The following is a 14,996-nucleotide window of genomic DNA, read 5'->3' as shown; positions in this document are numbered from 1 at the left end:
CCCGCGTGGGGTGATAAGGTAGGGGTTGAGCTTATTTGGTACACACCGTTGTCACAGAGGACGATGAGGCAATGTTGACCTATTTGCTGGCCTGGGCCGTTGCCTTTGGAAGCTTTGGCCTTTATTTAACTGCCTTCTTTTTTCCAGAATTACACCGCAAAAATGATCTGATCTTGAGCGGGGTTGGCTTGTTCTTTGCCTTGACGCTCTGGATCTATGCGGATCGCTTGCGGGGAGGACTGCTGTTGGGGGAAACGGCGGCGGTGGTGTTGATTTTCTGGTTTGCCTGGCAGAGCTTCAAATATCGGCAACAGTTAACAGACCCCAAGCTCAAAACCGATGCCTCCCAGGCCCAGGAACTCTTCCAAGCGATTAAATCCGTTCTCCCCGGCCAAAAGTCAGAGACTGATGGGGTTCCGACCAGCAAAATCGCCGGGCAAATTTCCGAATGGGTCAGCAAAGTTGATCTCGATAAGCTCAAAGGACAATTCCAAGGCGTATTCCAAAAAGCCCCGTTACCCAGCCCCAAAGCAATTGACCCCTCTGTGACATCGGAAATCCCAGGTAGCGAGACGGCTCTGGATGAGTTTGCAGACGAAATTGAAACAGTTGCCGAGGTACAAACTACAGCGGTTGAAGTTGAAACAGTTAGCCCTGATCTTGAAGATCAAGCTGTTACCGAACCTGTTGCGGCAGAGTCCACAGAAATTAATGTAGCCGCCGCAGAGGAGTCTAGCTCTGAAGTTGACAGCACTCCCCCATCCTTTGAACTGCAACCATCAATCAACACCGAAAATACCCCACCAGAACCCTCGGTATCAGAGCAGCCTGTTAACACTGAGGGCCTGGAATCTTTCCCATCTGCCCTAGAAAATCAGGAACCAACGCCTGTAGAGACTGACTCAGCCACAGAAAGTCCAGAGATTCAAGCTGAAACCCATGCCTCCCAAGATTTACCAGTCTCAGCCGAACCAGAGTCAATTGTGCGGGAGTCAGAGCCGGAAGCACCAGAAAACCATGAGCCTCATGACCCAAATTGGCCGCCCCCTGATCCAATCAGTTAATTAAAACGACTGCGAATATCTTGCTGATAGATGGAACTGTCTAACCCACAGGCCAGTTCTTGGGGCGTATTCGGGCAGTTGTTGTTAATGCCAGATTGAATCAGTTGTTCAGCAATGATGGCTCGATCACGGGCAGCGGGGTGGGTACTGAGAATCGCAGGCGGGGCCGGATTGCGGGCTAGTTTCGTTAAAAATGAGGGTAAACCAATCGTGGCATAGTTACTGCGGGCCAAGAGAATCAGGCCAACCCGATCCGCCTCCAGTTCATCTTGCCGACTGCGGGGCCGCCGAAACGCTAACTCTGCGGCCATCTGAACCCCTTGATCCCGATCTAGTCCGGCAGCCGTTAACAGACCCCGCGCCAAGAGGGTTTGCTGCATTTGGCGAATGACATGACGTTGCTCAATATGCCCCATTTCATGCCCAATCACTCCCGCCAGTTCTGCTTCATTGTCCGCCGTGGCAATTAACCCAGTCGTAACATAGACAAAACCACCCATTGTGGCAAAGGCATTCACGGCCCGATCATTAACCACCTGGAAAGTATAGGGAATATTTTTGCGTGCAGATACTGCCACCAAGCGTTGCCCAATTTGATTGATGTAGCTCTGGAGTTGGGGATTATTATTAACTCGCATCCCTTGACTGAGCATTTGTTGATTGATTTGACGACCAATGGCCACTTCCTGCTGTGGCGAAATATTAGACACCTGGAGCAATTGAATGCCTTGAAATAAAATCCGATCCAATACACTCTGGGCCTGGGCCGTTAGCGGATGGAGCAATACACTCAGGGCTAAACTAACCGCAGCAACGCGCTTGAACCAGCGATTTTGGCGAGGCGTGATAGGCACAGGATTTAATCACAGAAAGTTCTTTACTTCCAGACTAAGGCCCCTCTGGGAATGTTCCACTTGCTTTCTGCTCATTCTGGGTGGGTGACATCGTGATAGGCTGACTGGTGTGTGGAAATGTGGCCAACTTTAATGGGTTCGACAGATCTCCATACGGGCGAGTTGAGAGCAGATGGATGGCATTGATTGATTCCCAAGGGCGATTATTTGGCAAGTTGAGTGTCTTGGATGTTGGGGCTGGCCTGGTCTTGCTGTTGGTAGTGATTGGCTTGCTGATTGTGCCAGGTAAATCCGGGACTTCCATTGCCCAAGTTGCCGCGAGTAAACCCATTGAAGTGGATGTGTTGGTGATTGGCCTGGGGACTCGGGATGCAAAAGTCATTGTCCGGCCTGGGGAAAAAGCAAACTTTATTATCCGCAACCAACCCTATGGGCAAGTGGATATCAAAGCCGTTGATTATTTACCCCGCACTGTTACCGTTTCTCAACCCGATGGCTCCGTCAAGGCCTTACCAGATCCCCGCCCAGAAATGGCCTTTAGTAGCAATGTGTTGTTAACCCTGATCGGGAAAGGGCAAGTTACGGCCAATGGCCCGGTTTTAGGGAATAGTAATGTCAAGGTGGGGACTCCTGTAGAGCTAGACAACCCCAACTACAATGCCCGTGGGACAGTGGTGGATGTGCGGGTGGGTTCTTAGAGTTTGGCCGATTAGGTATCTCCATCAGAATTAAGAATCAATCGGCAAGCATCATCATCTGATATCTCGATTCACTATCCTCCTCTGACTCCCAACTTTTACCTGATGCTCAGACTGTAATTTAGGGTTATTCTTAATCCTCACAACTTCCTATTTGAGGAGGAGCTGGGTCTAATGCGTGTGTTGTTGGTTGAAGATGAGCCAGATTTGGGGGCGGCAATTCAAACAATCCTGAGGCAAAATAACTACATTGTTGATTGGGTGCAAGATGCGAACCAGGCCTGGAATCTTCTTAATCATCCTTGGACAGAATATACCTTGGCGATTTTTGATTGGTTATTACCAGGACTCAGTGGCATCGAACTCTGTCAGCGCCTACGGCAGCAAAACAATCCATTACCCATCCTGATCCTGACGGCGAAAGATAAAATTAGTGACCGGGTTATGGGACTGGACGCTGGGGCGGATGATTACTTAGTCAAACCCTTCGCAATGTCGGAATTCTTGGCGCGTCTGCGAGCTTTACAACGGCGCGTACCCCAATTTCAATCCCAGGCCTTGACCGTGGGCGAACTGACCCTTGACTATGCTACGGCTAGCTTAATTCATAATCCGAATTCCGAGATCAACATGACCATTCCCTTAACGGCTAAAGAGTTTCAATTGTTAGAATATTTTATGAAACATCCACAACAAATCCTCAGTAGCGAACAAATTAAAAACCAACTTTGGGCCATGGCCTCGGAGTCCACCAGTAATGTTGTGGCGGCTCAGGTTCGCCTACTGCGCAAAAAACTAACAGCCTTTGGCTATGACCATTTAATTGAGACAGTCTATGGGCTGGGATATCGGCTGAAGGGAAGTTGTCAATCAGGTCAGCAAAAGTGGTTTTAGAGATTAGACTCCTGGCCGGGTTAAGTGGCTAACCTAGTCTTATTCAGATGAGCCGTATTGAGGAATTGGATTAACTTGGATTAATGCGGATCAAGGCCTGGCCAAATTCCACAGGTTCGCCATTTTGCACCAAAATTTCGGTGACAATCCCGTTACTCTCGGCTTCAATTTCGTTCATGAGTTTCATCGCCTCAATAATGCAGACGACTTGTCCTTTTTTGACGCTATCTCCCACATCAATAAAAGGCGGATCATCCGGGGACGGGGCCCGATAAAAGGTTCCAACCATGGGGGAATTAATCTCGGCTCCTTTTTTCGGGGTCTGGGGTGGAGGAGTGGGTTCAGAAGCCGATACCACCTCGGGAGCGGGGACAGAGGTTTGAGACGTTACAGGAGCTGATGCACTGGTCAGGATTGGCTGAGCCACAACCATCGTGCCTTTCTTAAGAGTCAGTTCTAAATCACCACTTTTCAGGCTCAACTCGGTAATGTCCGTTTGGTTGAGAATGGTGACTAATTCCCGGAGTTGGTTTAGGTCTAGCTCCACGGTGTTTCTTTTACTCCCGGCCTAAGTAGGCATCACTGCGGGTATCAATCTTAATCCGCTCGCCAATGGAGATGAATAACGGCACCATCACTTGGGCTCCGGTTTCAACAATGGCCGGTTTTGTCCCCCCGGTGGCGGTGTCTCCCTTTACGCCTGGATCCGTTTGCACCACTTCTAAGACGACAGAATTGGGTAATTCTACTTCTAGAACTTGAGCCCCCCACCGGACTACATTCACCTCCATGCCCTCTTTCAAGTACTTGACCCGATCCCCAATCTGAGCGGCACTGAGGCTGGCTTCTTCATAGCTTTCCATATCCATAAAGACAAAGTCATCCCCATCTTTATAGGTGTGTTGCATGGTGCTTTTTTCAATGTTGGCCTGGGGAACCGTTTCACCAGCCCGGAACGTTCGCTCAACTACATTCCCAGATTGGACATTTTTGAGCTTGGTGCGGACAAAGGCAGAACCCTTACCCGGTTTAACGTGTAAAAACTCAACCACACGCCATACCGAACCATCTAATTCAATGCTGACACCGGGGCGAAAATCGTTACTGGAAATCATGAATAGGCCGCAAGTTCACCGAAATTGTATTGTACCCCGTGCGGGTGGCCTGGGCGAGGGATTCTCTAGGGAGAAAGGGAACTATTGGGTTTGCCGGATCATCATCATCTAGAATTTGGGCCTGTGAAAATGGGCAAGCCTCTGGATAGTCGGCCTCAGCATGAATTGTGATTCCAGACTTTGCCCGTTGTCCCTCCCGGATGGCTGAGGTTCTGGCACCTGGATAGGCTTCTAAACAGAGCGGTTTTTCAATATGATTTTAAGGAAGAGTACTTTTTGAGTTGTTTCTGGACTCGTTGACGGTATTCATCAATAGAGTTATCCCAACTATTTTTCATTGTATCGGGAGCATCAGCTTGAATCGTCAGCTTGAGGAAATGGGCCAGTAAGATCGTTACATTACTTTCGAGTGCGAGTCGGTTTGAGTTGCCCAAGTCATTTAGTCTTCAATCAAATTCTCAAGATCAAGACGCTCAAAGTTTCGATTCCTGAGGGAGTCAGTGGTTTCCTCCAGCCATTGTTGAAAGTCTTGTTCATAGAGATTGGTGAGATTGACTTGAGTCATGATGTTATCGCTAACCCAGGAGAACCATGATGGGATGGCTGGCTATTAATCGTAAATTTTGACTAATTGTATCCTAACCAGGCCTGGAACTCCGACACATCTTGAAACCCGAGGAGAGCCTCACTCAATGCTTCTAATTTTTCAGTTGTTAATGTCCTGACCTGAGTCTCAAGGGAAGCATCAATCTGTCCAAAACGATACTGTAAAAGCCGCAAAACAATTTTGGCCTCCCCCCGCTGTTCTCCTTGCTCTTCCCCAATTTTGAGAACATCCTTGTAGAACTGGGTATGACTTAAATTTTCGGTTTGGATACTTAACATGGCACGCACCCCTTCCAGGCCAGCGTCTGGAAATTTACTTATCACTATAGCCTCCACTACATCCAGCCATTGGTTAAAGTCTGATTCACTGGCGACCGATTCCAACAGGCTTTGGGCGGCGGGGACTGTCACCGAGGCATCTAAAACCAACAACTGGAGCAAGCGCAAGGTAGGACTTAATGAGTCAGCGGCCGCTAAATCCTCTAGGTAAATGGATTTAACTTGCTGGTCTAATGGCTCCAGGTAGGGCCGAGCATTCCCTAAGCGTTGTTGTCTTGACTGTAATATTAATAAGCCTCGCCACGTTCGTTCAACTTGGTACTGATGCAAATAACGATAAATCTCAGCAAAGAAACGTCCATAAAAGCCTGGGTCTGACTGCATCTGAGCTTCAACAAATACCACTGGCTGCTCCAAGGTTGGCTCAAGCGGCGTAAAGACTCCATCAAGGCGATATTCGGTTGCTTTTACAACTGGGGCGGTATATTCATACTCACAGGTCGGATCCAGGCCAGGAATCAGTTCACTTAGCAGCCGTGTCCGAAATAGAAAGATAGCGTAGAATAATTTATCCGTTTTCATCTGCATCTCGACCCGGCCTGGGGATATTGATGGTGGATCATGACCGCAGCAATGACTGGACTATCGATTAAATCTGGATCCTCCTCCCTTTTGGACTGTAAACCTGAGACCAGGCCCCGAGGACATCCTGTTCAAAGGTCTCAGCCCAAGTTAAATAGGTGGCGGCTGTAATTTGATGGGCTTTGTCCCCAATGTGCTGTCGGCGTTCTGGATGAGTCAAGAGGGGTAAAATAGCTGCGGCCCAGGCCTGGGGATCCCGACTATCCACGATCAGGCCATCTTCACCGGGCTGTTGAATAAACCGGGCCCCATTGTCAAATCCCGAAATCACCACTGGCAATCCCGCCGCCCGCGCCTCCACAACCACATTCGGCCCCGTTTCCGACTCCGAGGGAAAGACAAAAATATCACTGCTGGCATAGACCAGGGCCAGGGTTTCTTGGGGTAAGACTCCCGGCAAGGTTACGTTGTCTCGCAGTAATGCCTTCACCTCAGCCATTTGCCCCCCAGCCCCAGCCACAAAAACATGCAAATCACAACCCTGATCTAGCAGTAGCCGCGCCGCCTCAGCCATCACCATGACCTTTTTACTGGCATCTACCCGGCCGACAAAGAGCAACACTGGGACATCCGGGGGAATCTGAAACCGCTGCCGAAATTGGGCTGAATTGCGCCGACTGGGATGAAACAGTTCTCGATCCAGGCCCAGGCGAAACCAACTCACCCGCTCTGGGGGTAAGAAACTAGTCAACCAATCATAATCCGCTTGGCGCGAAACCAAGATTCGGTCACAGGCCTGGCAAAAGCGTTTTAACTTTTTACGGGCATCTTCTCCCAAGCGTTGATCCAACTGCCACTGCTCCAACAGTAACCTGCCCAGATACCCCCGTAACCCCGCAGCCCCCAAGAGACGATCAATAATATCTCGGGAATAGACTTGGGTAAACAGGGGTAAATCGGTATTCAAACAGGTGAGTAGGGGGCGATCTGTTTTTTGGCAATAGCGGCGGACGGCCTGGGCAAAGCTAAAGGTATCCGTAGTTTGAAAAACATCATGCTGCGGTAAAAATTCCCTTAGGCGGGTGTGGCTGGGCCATAGATCCGTGTCCCCGGCTCCCTGTTGCAGAAATTTGAGTTGGCCGGTGCTGAATTGGGGGGGCAAGAGGTGATAGCGGACATTTGGGGCAATTGTGACGACTTCTTCTGTTTGGCCCAGGAAATAGACCGTCACATCCACTAGGTCAGGAAAATTAGCCGCGGCCTGGGCATAGCGTTCCCAACATTTGACATGCCCACCGGCCTGGGGTTGCCACTCCAAGCAGACAAAAACACCAGCAGAGAGGGGCCGGGAGCCGGGCATCAGGGGCGGAGAAACCGAGTCAAGACTCACCATAGGTTGCCAATCTGCCACATGGAAAAAATGCCTAGTTAAGGAATAGGAGCAACCGGAACATCCAGGCCCGGCACATTGCTAGAAACCGTAGAATAGAATTATATTAAACGTTCTCAAATAGTCTTCATAATTTTTCATGGCCAGCCTAACCACTTCCCCCGTCCAAGTTGAAAAGACCAAACTTAAAAATCCTCCCTTTGAACTCCACTTCTTAGGAGACAAGGTACTAAGGCAAGGCTCAAAGCGGATTACCCAGGTTAATGAAGACACGCGCCAATTGGCCCGGAAAATGCTCCAAACCATGTATAGCTCCTCTGGCATTGGCCTGGCAGCCCCCCAGGTTGGGATTAATAAACAGTTGATTGTTGTGGACATTAATCCCGATGAAGCCGCCAATCCACCCTTAATTTTGATTAATCCCGTCATTAAAGGGGTTAGCGAAGAGGTAGAAGTAGCCGAGGAAGGGTGCTTGAGTATTCCGGGAGTTTATTTAGATGTTAAACGCCCAGTTATGATCGAAGTCGCTTACAAAGATGAACTGGGTCGGCCCCAAGTGCTTTATGCGACCGAGCTCTTGGCACGGGCAATTCTCCATGAAATTGATCACTTAACCGGGGTGATGTTTGTGGATCGGGTTGAAAATGCCATTAAGCTCCAGCAGGAACTCAAAGAACATGGATTTTCTCGCCAGGCCGTGCGTCCGCTCAAAGCCTAGGGGCAGATTTTTAGTCATTTTCCTATAAGTAATTGTAATTTAGGGCTGTGTTGCCGTCACAATATTTTTAGTCAGTAAGGTTTGCCAAATATCCTCACAGTTCTCGGTTAAGCTATGGTCTCCCCTAAGTACCTGTAACTCAACCCAGGCCCGACTTTGTCCATAGCGTTGACTTGCTGAAACTGGAATCACCTCATCCCCCTCTCCGTGAAAAATGAGGGTTGGGACAGGGCGGGTTAACTGAGATTCATCATAGGCCTGGAGATCCTCAACAAAGTGATAGTTCAGGGGCCGGCGTTGGCCATCAGCGTAATGCTCCACCTCCAGATAGCCTTGGGTTTGCCATTGGGATAATTGCTCGCCTAAACGGGGGAGCCAGGCCTGGCTGAATTCAAAGGCCGGTGCGAGTAAAACCAACTGTTCTATCTGTGAATTGTGCTGTGCTACCCAGGCCGCTGTGAGTCCGCCAAAACTTGAGCCGATTAACACTGCGGGTTGAGGGAAGGGAGGTAAGAGCCTTGAGACTGCGATAATATTGCGAGTTAAAGTCAGTTGGCTAAAATCCGGCTGGTTTAAGTCAGGAATGAGCAGAGGAACCCCCAGAGTCTCAAGCTTTTCCCGGAAAAACACCGCCTTGACAGACCTCGGCCCAGAGGCAAAGCCGTGTAAATAAATATAGGTTGGTCTTGCCATTTTTACCCCGTCACCTGAATCTAGGCATGATGACTCAAGTAGGCAGCAATGGCCTCCCGGGTAACGGCAGCAATAGATTTATTGTCTTGACTGGCTAAATCCTTCAATTGTTGATACTGGTCATCTCGCACATCCACCCGATACCGCCGCCCTTTGTGGGAGAGGGGTTGATAGGTCGCCATAAACTCCCGTAATGCCTCAAATCCCACTCGATGGCAAAAATCTCCAAAACTCTCCAGGCCGGGCTTAGTTAACCGGGATTTTTTATAGAAGACCAACAATGGTTCTATGGTGACTTCCAGTTCCGCAATGGGTAATTTCTCAATGAAGGTTTGGGCTAAACGGGTTTGATTGGGGCAGCCTGCCAACCAGAGTTGATAGGTTTCTGGGGTAATGCCCACAAATCCCAATTCCGCTAAGTAGGGTCGGGCACAGCCATTGGGGCAACCCGTCATCCGAATCACAAAATGTTCTTGCTTTAGACCCACTCGATCCATGACGACCCGAATCCGCTCCAAAACAGTGGGAATAGCCCGTTCCGATTCTGTAATGGCCAAGCCACAGGTGGGTAGAGCCGGACAGGCCATGGCATAGCGTTCGAGAGGATCAATGGTTTCTAAGCGGGAAATCCCATGATCATCTAGAAGGGCCTGGATCGCTACTCGATCTTGCGGCTCAATGTCAGAGAGAATCACATTTTGGTGAGGAGTCACCCGCATCGGTAAGTCGTAGTGTGTCACGATTTTCTGCAACGCCGTTTTTAAGCGAAACCCTTGACGATCCCAAATCCGGCCATTAGCAATGGACAGCCCATAGAAATACCGCCCATCTCCCTGCTCCTGCCAGCCTAAAAAGTCCTCATACTGAAACGGCGGTAGCTCATAAAGTGGTTGTAGCGGTTTAGCAAAATACTCCTCCACCTTGGCTTTGAACTTAGCCACACCCCAGTCGTGGATCAAATATTTCAGCCGTGCATGTCGCCGAGTTTGCCGATCCCCATAGTCCCGTTGGGTGGCCACAATTGCTTTGACCACATCATACACATCGGCTCCGTCCACATAGCCAATGGGATCAGCGGCGCGAGCAAAGGTTTCTTCCTTGTTATGGGTGCGCCCCAGCCCCCCACCGGCGTAAATATTAAAGCCCTTGAGCTTCCCCCGAGCATCGGTGATCACCACCAGCGTCAAGTCTTGGGAAAACAGATCAATCGAGTTATCCCCCGGCACGGTCACAGCCACCTTAAACTTCCGGGGCATATACTGAGTGCCATAGATCGGCTCTTCATCATCATGCATCAGAGTGCCGTTGCCATTTCTCTGCCGGGCTGCTTTCACTTCTGGGGCTTCTTCAGCGGAGATTACCTTTTCCCCATCCAACCAAATTTCGTAATAGGCTCCCGTTTGCGGGGTGAGTAAATCAGCAATTCGATGGGCATAGTCGTAAGCGAGTTGGTACTCGGGACGATTCGTAAAAGGGGCGGGCGGGGCCATCACATTCCGATTCAAATCACCGCAGGCCCCTAAGGTTGAACCCATGCTTTTGACAATGGCGGCAATGGTGGCTTTTAAGTTACGTTTGAGAATGCCGTGGAGTTGAAAGCCTTGGCGGGTGGTGGCCCGAATGGTGCTGTTGCCGTATTCATCCGCCAGCCGATCCAAGGTTAAATATAACTGGGGGGGAATATAGCCCGCTGGACTCCGTGTTCGCAGCATAAACGAATAGTCTTTTTCCTGACCCTTCACCCGGTTGTCGCGATTGTCCTGCTGATAGGAGCCATGAAACTTAAGGATTTGGATCGCATCTTCACTAAAGTGGGTCGTATCCTGGAGGAGTTCGCTGGCCACAGGCTCGCGGAGGTGATTACTCCGTTCCTTGAGGGTTTCAACTTTAGAGGGTTTGTAGGGCTTAAGGTCAGTCAGAGGGGATGGAGCCATAGAACAATAAGAAATTGCGATAGTGTGGGCAGACGGAGGGGCATTGCCAGGATTGCCCTGTCCGGTTATTCCCCAAATCAAGGATTGTCAAAATTCCTTAATCTCGGTCGGAATAGCGTTCAATAATTTCCAATTATACAAGATTTATGGTTATGGATGGATCCATTCTCATCCTGCCGACTTCCTCAACCTGGGAGTTCGTCAAGGCCCCCAACGGCTCAGAGATGCTCCGGAAATGCATGAATGGCTGCGGGAGAACTCGGTCAAGACCAGGAATCTCAATGATGTTCCGAGGTATCCCCAAAGGAAGGACAATCCTGCCGCCAACATCGCTCCAAGTGGGAATATTGATAAAACTGCCAAAAGCGATGGGGGTTTAGAAATGTGCCTGGTAGCCCAAGGGGTTGGTTGAGATAACGCCAGAGGGGAAAGCGCAGTCGCAAGGGGCGGAAGGCAGAATGGGTCATGGTCGTCAGGAGGGCGTGAGGTCTAAATCTGGCAAACAGAGTCGTTACTTCATCATAAATCAGGGGATTGGGAGCGTCCTGGCCTGGTTATGTTTCTTAAGAGTTTTCTCAGGTTGACTCGCTTTTGTGGATAAAATATTGCAATTTCGCAACAAAGTGAGATGATAAGTAAAACTTAAAAAACTATCTTTTGCTTAATGCTTAGTTAAGGAATCCAGATGTAAGTTATGTCTATCAATAGGAATAATTAACCCTATGTAGATAACTGGCCGGGTCAAGATTAAGAAAGAAACTTTTCTGCTTTTACGGAGAACTCCCCTTCAGATATGTCACTTTTTGATTGGTTTGCCAACCGCAAGAAAGATGCCCCCTTACCCGCCACCCAACAAGAACGGGAAATCGCCGATGGTCTCTGGAGTAAATGCCCGGCCTGTGGGGTGATGACTTACACCAAGGATTTACGGGCTAATCAAATGGTCTGCCCTGAATGTCACCACCATAACCGCGTTACTAGTGATGAGCGAATTCGTCAGTTAATTGATCCCGGCACTTGGACAACCCTGGATGAACAGTTAGTCAGTTGTGACCCGCTCCAATTCAAAGACCGCAAACCCTACCAAGATCGCCTCAAGGAATACCAGGCCAAGACGGGTTTAAAAGATGCGGTGCAAACGGGGTTAGGGAAAATTGAAGGTGAACTTGTTGCCCTAGGGGTGATGGATTTCCGCTTCATGGGCGGCAGCATGGGATCCGTAGTCGGGGAGAAAATTACCCGCTTGATTGAACGTGCTACCGGCGACAACCGGCCTGTGATCATTGTTTGCGCGTCTGGTGGGGCGCGGATGCAAGAGGGGATGTTGAGCCTGGTGCAAATGGCTAAAACCTCCGCAGCCCTAGAACGGCATCGAGAATCTCGGTTACTCTATATACCCGTCTTAACCCACCCCACAACCGGCGGAGTCACAGCTAGCTTCGCCATGCTCGGCGATATTATTCTGGCTGAACCCAAGGCCACTATTGGCTTTGCAGGGCGACGGGTCATTGAACAAACGTTGCGGGAAAAACTACCCGATGACTTTCAAACCGCAGAATATTTGCTCCAGGCCGGGTTTGTGGATGCCATTATTCCCCGAACCCAACTGAAAGGAACCTTAGCCCGCTTAATTCGGCTTCATACCTCCCCTAAATCCCATCATTCCCTTGTTCCCCCGACATTGAGCATCCCTTCTATCGTTCAATAGCAGGCCTGATAACAGGGTCATGCCCATTTGTTATGAATTTAAGTTAAGCTTGACGTTAACAAATAGAAATCTTCCTTCATTGAGGTAAGAGGCAAGACGTAAATTAAGAGTATGAGAGGGTTTATTCCTCCTGTGTGATTCCAGAGGTGAAAGCGACACCATGTTCTCTCCCCAAGACCTAATTGGCCAAAAAGTCTGGCTTGAAATTGAACGAGACGACCCCTATGGACCCATTGCCCCGATCCGAGTTCAGGCTGAGATTACGCAACCAACTTCCCCCCCCTGGTACTTTGGACGATTTTTAAATCCCCCGACCTTTTTGTGGGAACCCGGTAAATGGCTCACCTATCAAGAAGCCGAGCGGGCCTTTCTGATGCAGCCTGTTCTGGAAGAGGAAGAAGAGGATTTTGCTGATGAAGATGACGATCTTTACCCTGATGAATTAAACCCACCCCGCTGGTGATATGCCACAGCCAACCCTTGCTTTTGGTTGTGATCTCAGTGGCCGTCATGAACTGGCCCAATTTTTTCAGGCCCATGCCGCTTTCTTAAAACGATTTCGCCTCCTCATTCCCCAAGATTTAGAGGTTTTGCTGCCGGATATCCTCCACGCCCGCCCTGAAATTGAGTTTATCCCAGAGATGGGACAGGGGGCAGAAGTCCTCATTACTGCTAAGATTCTCGCCAAGGAAATAACGGCTGTTTTCTGGTGGGGTGACTATTGGCCTGGACAGTCCGGGGAAATGGACTTAGTGATTCGCTATTGTGCCCGCTATGATGTCCCCCTTGCCCTCAATTCCGCCACCGCCTGGGCCATCCTAACCAAGGCGGCCCGTTACCCCCATGCTTGTTTGATTTTTAATCCGGTGGCTGGCCAAGGGGATGCCCGCCAAACTCTCTCTCAGATCCGGAGCCTGCTGAAACCCTACTTTCATCTCACAGTTTTAACCACAACTCCTACTACTAGTACTGAAAGTCTTGTGAAGCAAGCGCTAGGGTCAGAAATGGATACAATTCTAGCCGCAGGGGGGGATGGAACTATTTCCGCCGTTGCCCATGCGCTGGTTGGGACGGATATTCCTTTGGGGGTGATTCCCACCGGTACAGCTAATGCCTTTGGATCGGCTTTGGGTTTACCAGGAACCATTCCTGCGGCCTGTGAGGTGATCATCGCGGGCCATACCAGACACGTTGATATTGCGGCCTGTGAAGTGAGGGGGGTGGATGATTCTGCCTGTAAACAAACCATGATTTTACTGACAGGAATTGGCTTTGAGGCGGAAACGGTGGAGCGGGCAAATCGGGAAGTGAAGGATCGCTTTGGCAGTTTGGCTTATATCTGGGCGGGAGTGCAGCAATTTCAATCTCAGTTCCCGTTTACAGCCGAGCTAGTGGTAGATGGACAAAAGACAGAATTTACGGCAGCAGCAATTACGGTGGCGAATGCAGCTCCGGTAACGTCAGTGCTGGCCTATGGTACAGGAGATGTCATTATGGATGATGGGCTGCTCGACATTACGATTGTGGCTCCAGCCGATCGCCTCCAGGCATTTAACTCTCTCTTGGAATTGTTTGGCAGTGCCATTCGCAAAGTTGCCCCTAACCGAGATGACATCATTGGCTTGCGGGGTAAAACCTTAGAAATTAAAACCGATCCGCCGCAAAAAGTTGTCGTTGATGGTGAAATTCTGGGGACAACACCATTGACCATGAAAACAATTCCCCAGGGCCTGGTTGTCTTTGCTCCATTTTGAGCGATCCATAGACCCAAGCATGGGCTTGCACCTGTGGAGTGAGTTGGTGTTACCTATTTAGGACTGGATGGGTGCAAGTTTAAACGTATTTTGCTGCTGGAGTTGCTCAAGTTTTGATCACTCAGAACAGTCTGCGTTAGGCTACGTCCTAGAACGATGACATTACATACTTATAAATGAACCATAATATGATTTACTAAAATACAGAACAAGATGAGCAGAGTAGAGATGGCTTACAGTGCTGATTTACGAAAAAAAGCAATAGAAGCAGTTGCTCATGGAGCAGTCAAGGCTCAACTCTGTAAGACTCTTAATATTAGCCGAAATACTCTTGATCTATGGATTAACCAATATCTGGAAACGGGTTCTTTTGCACCGCGTTCCTATCATCATCAACGCCGAGAACCCAAAATCAAAGATATTGGTAAGTTTAAGGACTTTGTTCTCAAAAATAGTGATAAGACTCAAGAGCAACTGGCAAAGTTGTGGGGCGATAATCTTAACCAACAGGATGTGAGTCGTGCCCTCAAGCGTCTCAACATTACCCGTAGAACCCAGGCCAGACGCAATAAGAAAAAAACCTAAAGAGAAGCTAAATTGGTTTGGGTTGAAAAAGTATCATCGGTTAAATGAGTCATGTTAGATAGCGATCTGTAGGAGTGCTGATTGACCCTCAAATCTGTTTGCGAGAGCCTTCGATAATCGAT

16 protein-coding genes and 1 pseudogene are annotated in these 14,996 nt (G+C 49.3%); 8 read left to right on the top strand and 9 right to left on the bottom strand.

Translation table 11 applies throughout. From position 1 onward, the window contains the following. Window positions 1-35: 35 nt before the first annotated feature. The gene (locus SYN6312_RS18530; protein ID WP_216594159.1) at window positions 36-1,064 is read left to right on the top strand and encodes a Ycf66 family protein; all 1,029 of its coding nucleotides are present in this window, start codon (window positions 36-38) and stop codon (window positions 1,062-1,064) included. Here the strand turns inward: SYN6312_RS18530 and SYN6312_RS16275 are convergent. Beyond that, window positions 1,061-1,918, bottom strand: coding sequence for a M48 family metallopeptidase (locus tag SYN6312_RS16275; protein WP_015125985.1), 858 nt, complete (start codon window positions 1,916-1,918; stop codon window positions 1,061-1,063). The genes SYN6312_RS18530 and SYN6312_RS16275 overlap by 4 nt on opposite strands. 176 nt (window positions 1,919-2,094) lie before the next feature. Here SYN6312_RS16275 and SYN6312_RS16270 point away from each other — a divergent pair, with 176 nt between their 5' ends. Then, the gene (locus SYN6312_RS16270; protein ID WP_015125984.1) at window positions 2,095-2,616 is read left to right on the top strand and encodes a DUF4330 domain-containing protein; all 522 of its coding nucleotides are present in this window, start codon (window positions 2,095-2,097) and stop codon (window positions 2,614-2,616) included. Between the two features lie 174 nt (window positions 2,617-2,790). Next, the gene (gene rppA, locus SYN6312_RS16265; protein WP_015125983.1) at window positions 2,791-3,510 is read left to right on the top strand and encodes a two-component system response regulator RppA; all 720 of its coding nucleotides are present in this window, start codon (window positions 2,791-2,793) and stop codon (window positions 3,508-3,510) included. Between the two features lie 70 nt (window positions 3,511-3,580). Here the strand turns inward: rppA and accB are convergent, their stop codons facing one another. From accB to SYN6312_RS16240, 5 genes and pseudogenes are all read right to left on the bottom strand, one after another. Beyond that, window positions 3,581-4,057: an acetyl-CoA carboxylase biotin carboxyl carrier protein gene (gene accB / locus SYN6312_RS16260; protein WP_015125982.1), complete on the bottom strand. Its 477-nt coding sequence runs from the start codon at window positions 4,055-4,057 to the stop codon at window positions 3,581-3,583. 10 nt (window positions 4,058-4,067) lie between these two features. Then, window positions 4,068-4,625 carry an elongation factor P gene (efp, locus tag SYN6312_RS16255; protein WP_015125981.1) on the bottom strand — a complete coding sequence of 186 codons (558 nt, stop codon included), beginning with the start codon at window positions 4,623-4,625 and terminating at the stop codon, window positions 4,068-4,070. Window positions 4,626-4,873: 248 nt separating this feature from the next. Beyond that, window positions 4,874-5,190: pseudogene (locus tag SYN6312_RS21080) on the bottom strand (DUF29 domain-containing protein). 62 nt (window positions 5,191-5,252) lie between these two features. Further along, window positions 5,253-6,092, bottom strand: a complete 840-nt coding sequence (locus SYN6312_RS16245; RefSeq protein ID WP_041431718.1) for a DUF2887 domain-containing protein — start codon at window positions 6,090-6,092, stop codon at window positions 5,253-5,255. A 67-nt stretch (window positions 6,093-6,159) separates the two neighbouring features. Then, window positions 6,160-7,485: a glycosyltransferase gene (locus SYN6312_RS16240; protein WP_015125978.1), complete on the bottom strand. Its 1,326-nt coding sequence runs from the start codon at window positions 7,483-7,485 to the stop codon at window positions 6,160-6,162. A gap of 136 nt (window positions 7,486-7,621) precedes the next feature. Here SYN6312_RS16240 and def point away from each other — a divergent pair, with 136 nt between their 5' ends. Next, window positions 7,622-8,200, top strand: coding sequence for a peptide deformylase (def, locus tag SYN6312_RS16235; RefSeq protein ID WP_015125977.1), 579 nt, complete (start codon window positions 7,622-7,624; stop codon window positions 8,198-8,200). A 39-nt stretch (window positions 8,201-8,239) separates the two neighbouring features. On the opposite strand, the gene SYN6312_RS16230 is transcribed toward def, so the two are convergent. The 3 genes from SYN6312_RS16230 to SYN6312_RS19185 all read right to left on the bottom strand — a co-directional run bounded on the left by SYN6312_RS16230 (window position 8,240) and on the right by SYN6312_RS19185 (window position 11,294). Then, window positions 8,240-8,893, bottom strand: coding sequence for a YqiA/YcfP family alpha/beta fold hydrolase (locus SYN6312_RS16230; RefSeq protein ID WP_015125976.1), 654 nt, complete (start codon window positions 8,891-8,893; stop codon window positions 8,240-8,242). 20 nt (window positions 8,894-8,913) lie between these two features. Continuing rightward, window positions 8,914-10,827: a sulfite reductase, ferredoxin dependent gene (sir, locus tag SYN6312_RS16225; protein WP_015125975.1), complete on the bottom strand. Its 1,914-nt coding sequence runs from the start codon at window positions 10,825-10,827 to the stop codon at window positions 8,914-8,916. Between the two features lie 278 nt (window positions 10,828-11,105). Continuing rightward, on the bottom strand, window positions 11,106-11,294 hold the full coding sequence (locus tag SYN6312_RS19185; RefSeq protein ID WP_015125974.1) for a hypothetical protein: 189 nt from the start codon (window positions 11,292-11,294) through the stop codon (window positions 11,106-11,108). A gap of 326 nt (window positions 11,295-11,620) precedes the next feature. Between SYN6312_RS19185 and accD the strand changes: the two genes are divergently transcribed. The 4 genes from accD (at window position 11,621) to SYN6312_RS16200 (ending at window position 14,874) form a co-directional block, all read left to right on the top strand. Then, window positions 11,621-12,535, top strand: coding sequence for an acetyl-CoA carboxylase, carboxyltransferase subunit beta (accD, locus tag SYN6312_RS16215; RefSeq protein WP_015125973.1), 915 nt, complete (start codon window positions 11,621-11,623; stop codon window positions 12,533-12,535). Between the two features lie 160 nt (window positions 12,536-12,695). Continuing rightward, window positions 12,696-12,998 carry a hypothetical protein gene (locus SYN6312_RS16210; protein ID WP_015125972.1) on the top strand — a complete coding sequence of 101 codons (303 nt, stop codon included), beginning with the start codon at window positions 12,696-12,698 and terminating at the stop codon, window positions 12,996-12,998. 1 nt (window position 12,999) lies between these two features. Next, the gene (locus SYN6312_RS16205) at window positions 13,000-14,289 is read left to right on the top strand and encodes a YegS/Rv2252/BmrU family lipid kinase (RefSeq protein WP_015125971.1); all 1,290 of its coding nucleotides are present in this window, start codon (window positions 13,000-13,002) and stop codon (window positions 14,287-14,289) included. A 228-nt stretch (window positions 14,290-14,517) separates the two neighbouring features. Then, window positions 14,518-14,874: an IS630 transposase-related protein gene (locus SYN6312_RS16200; RefSeq protein ID WP_015125970.1), complete on the top strand. Its 357-nt coding sequence runs from the start codon at window positions 14,518-14,520 to the stop codon at window positions 14,872-14,874. The last annotated feature ends 122 nt before the right edge of the window (window positions 14,875-14,996 follow it).

The sequence above is a fragment of the Synechococcus sp. PCC 6312 genome (assembly GCF_000316685.1).
In the GTDB taxonomy this organism is placed as follows: domain Bacteria; phylum Cyanobacteriota; class Cyanobacteriia; order Thermosynechococcales; family Thermosynechococcaceae; genus Pseudocalidococcus.
Note: the sequence above shows the minus strand (reverse complement) of the source record. Positions and strands in the feature narration are given on the sequence as shown.

What these genes read in the sequence shown, in the direction of transcription:
- SYN6312_RS16270 (WP_015125984.1), top strand. Translation starts at nt 2,095, where the DNA reads ATGGCATTGATTGATTCCCAAGGGCGATTATTTGGCAAGTTGAGTGTC.
- rppA (WP_015125983.1), top strand. Translation starts at nt 2,791, where the DNA reads ATGCGTGTGTTGTTGGTTGAAGATGAGCCAGATTTGGGGGCGGCAATT.
- efp (WP_015125981.1), bottom strand. Translation starts at nt 4,625, where the DNA reads ATGATTTCCAGTAACGATTTTCGCCCCGGTGTCAGCATTGAATTAGAT.
- SYN6312_RS16245 (WP_041431718.1), bottom strand. Translation starts at nt 6,092, where the DNA reads ATGAAAACGGATAAATTATTCTACGCTATCTTTCTATTTCGGACACGG.
- SYN6312_RS16240 (WP_015125978.1), bottom strand. Translation starts at nt 7,485, where the DNA reads ATGGTGAGTCTTGACTCGGTTTCTCCGCCCCTGATGCCCGGCTCCCGG.
- def (WP_015125977.1), top strand. Translation starts at nt 7,622, where the DNA reads ATGGCCAGCCTAACCACTTCCCCCGTCCAAGTTGAAAAGACCAAACTT.
- SYN6312_RS16230 (WP_015125976.1), bottom strand. Translation starts at nt 8,893, where the DNA reads ATGGCAAGACCAACCTATATTTATTTACACGGCTTTGCCTCTGGGCCG.
- sir (WP_015125975.1), bottom strand. Translation starts at nt 10,827, where the DNA reads ATGGCTCCATCCCCTCTGACTGACCTTAAGCCCTACAAACCCTCTAAA.
- SYN6312_RS19185 (WP_015125974.1), bottom strand. Translation starts at nt 11,294, where the DNA reads ATGACCCATTCTGCCTTCCGCCCCTTGCGACTGCGCTTTCCCCTCTGG.
- accD (WP_015125973.1), top strand. Translation starts at nt 11,621, where the DNA reads ATGTCACTTTTTGATTGGTTTGCCAACCGCAAGAAAGATGCCCCCTTA.
- SYN6312_RS16210 (WP_015125972.1), top strand. Translation starts at nt 12,696, where the DNA reads ATGTTCTCTCCCCAAGACCTAATTGGCCAAAAAGTCTGGCTTGAAATT.
- SYN6312_RS16205 (WP_015125971.1), top strand. Translation starts at nt 13,000, where the DNA reads ATGCCACAGCCAACCCTTGCTTTTGGTTGTGATCTCAGTGGCCGTCAT.
- SYN6312_RS16200 (WP_015125970.1), top strand. Translation starts at nt 14,518, where the DNA reads ATGGCTTACAGTGCTGATTTACGAAAAAAAGCAATAGAAGCAGTTGCT.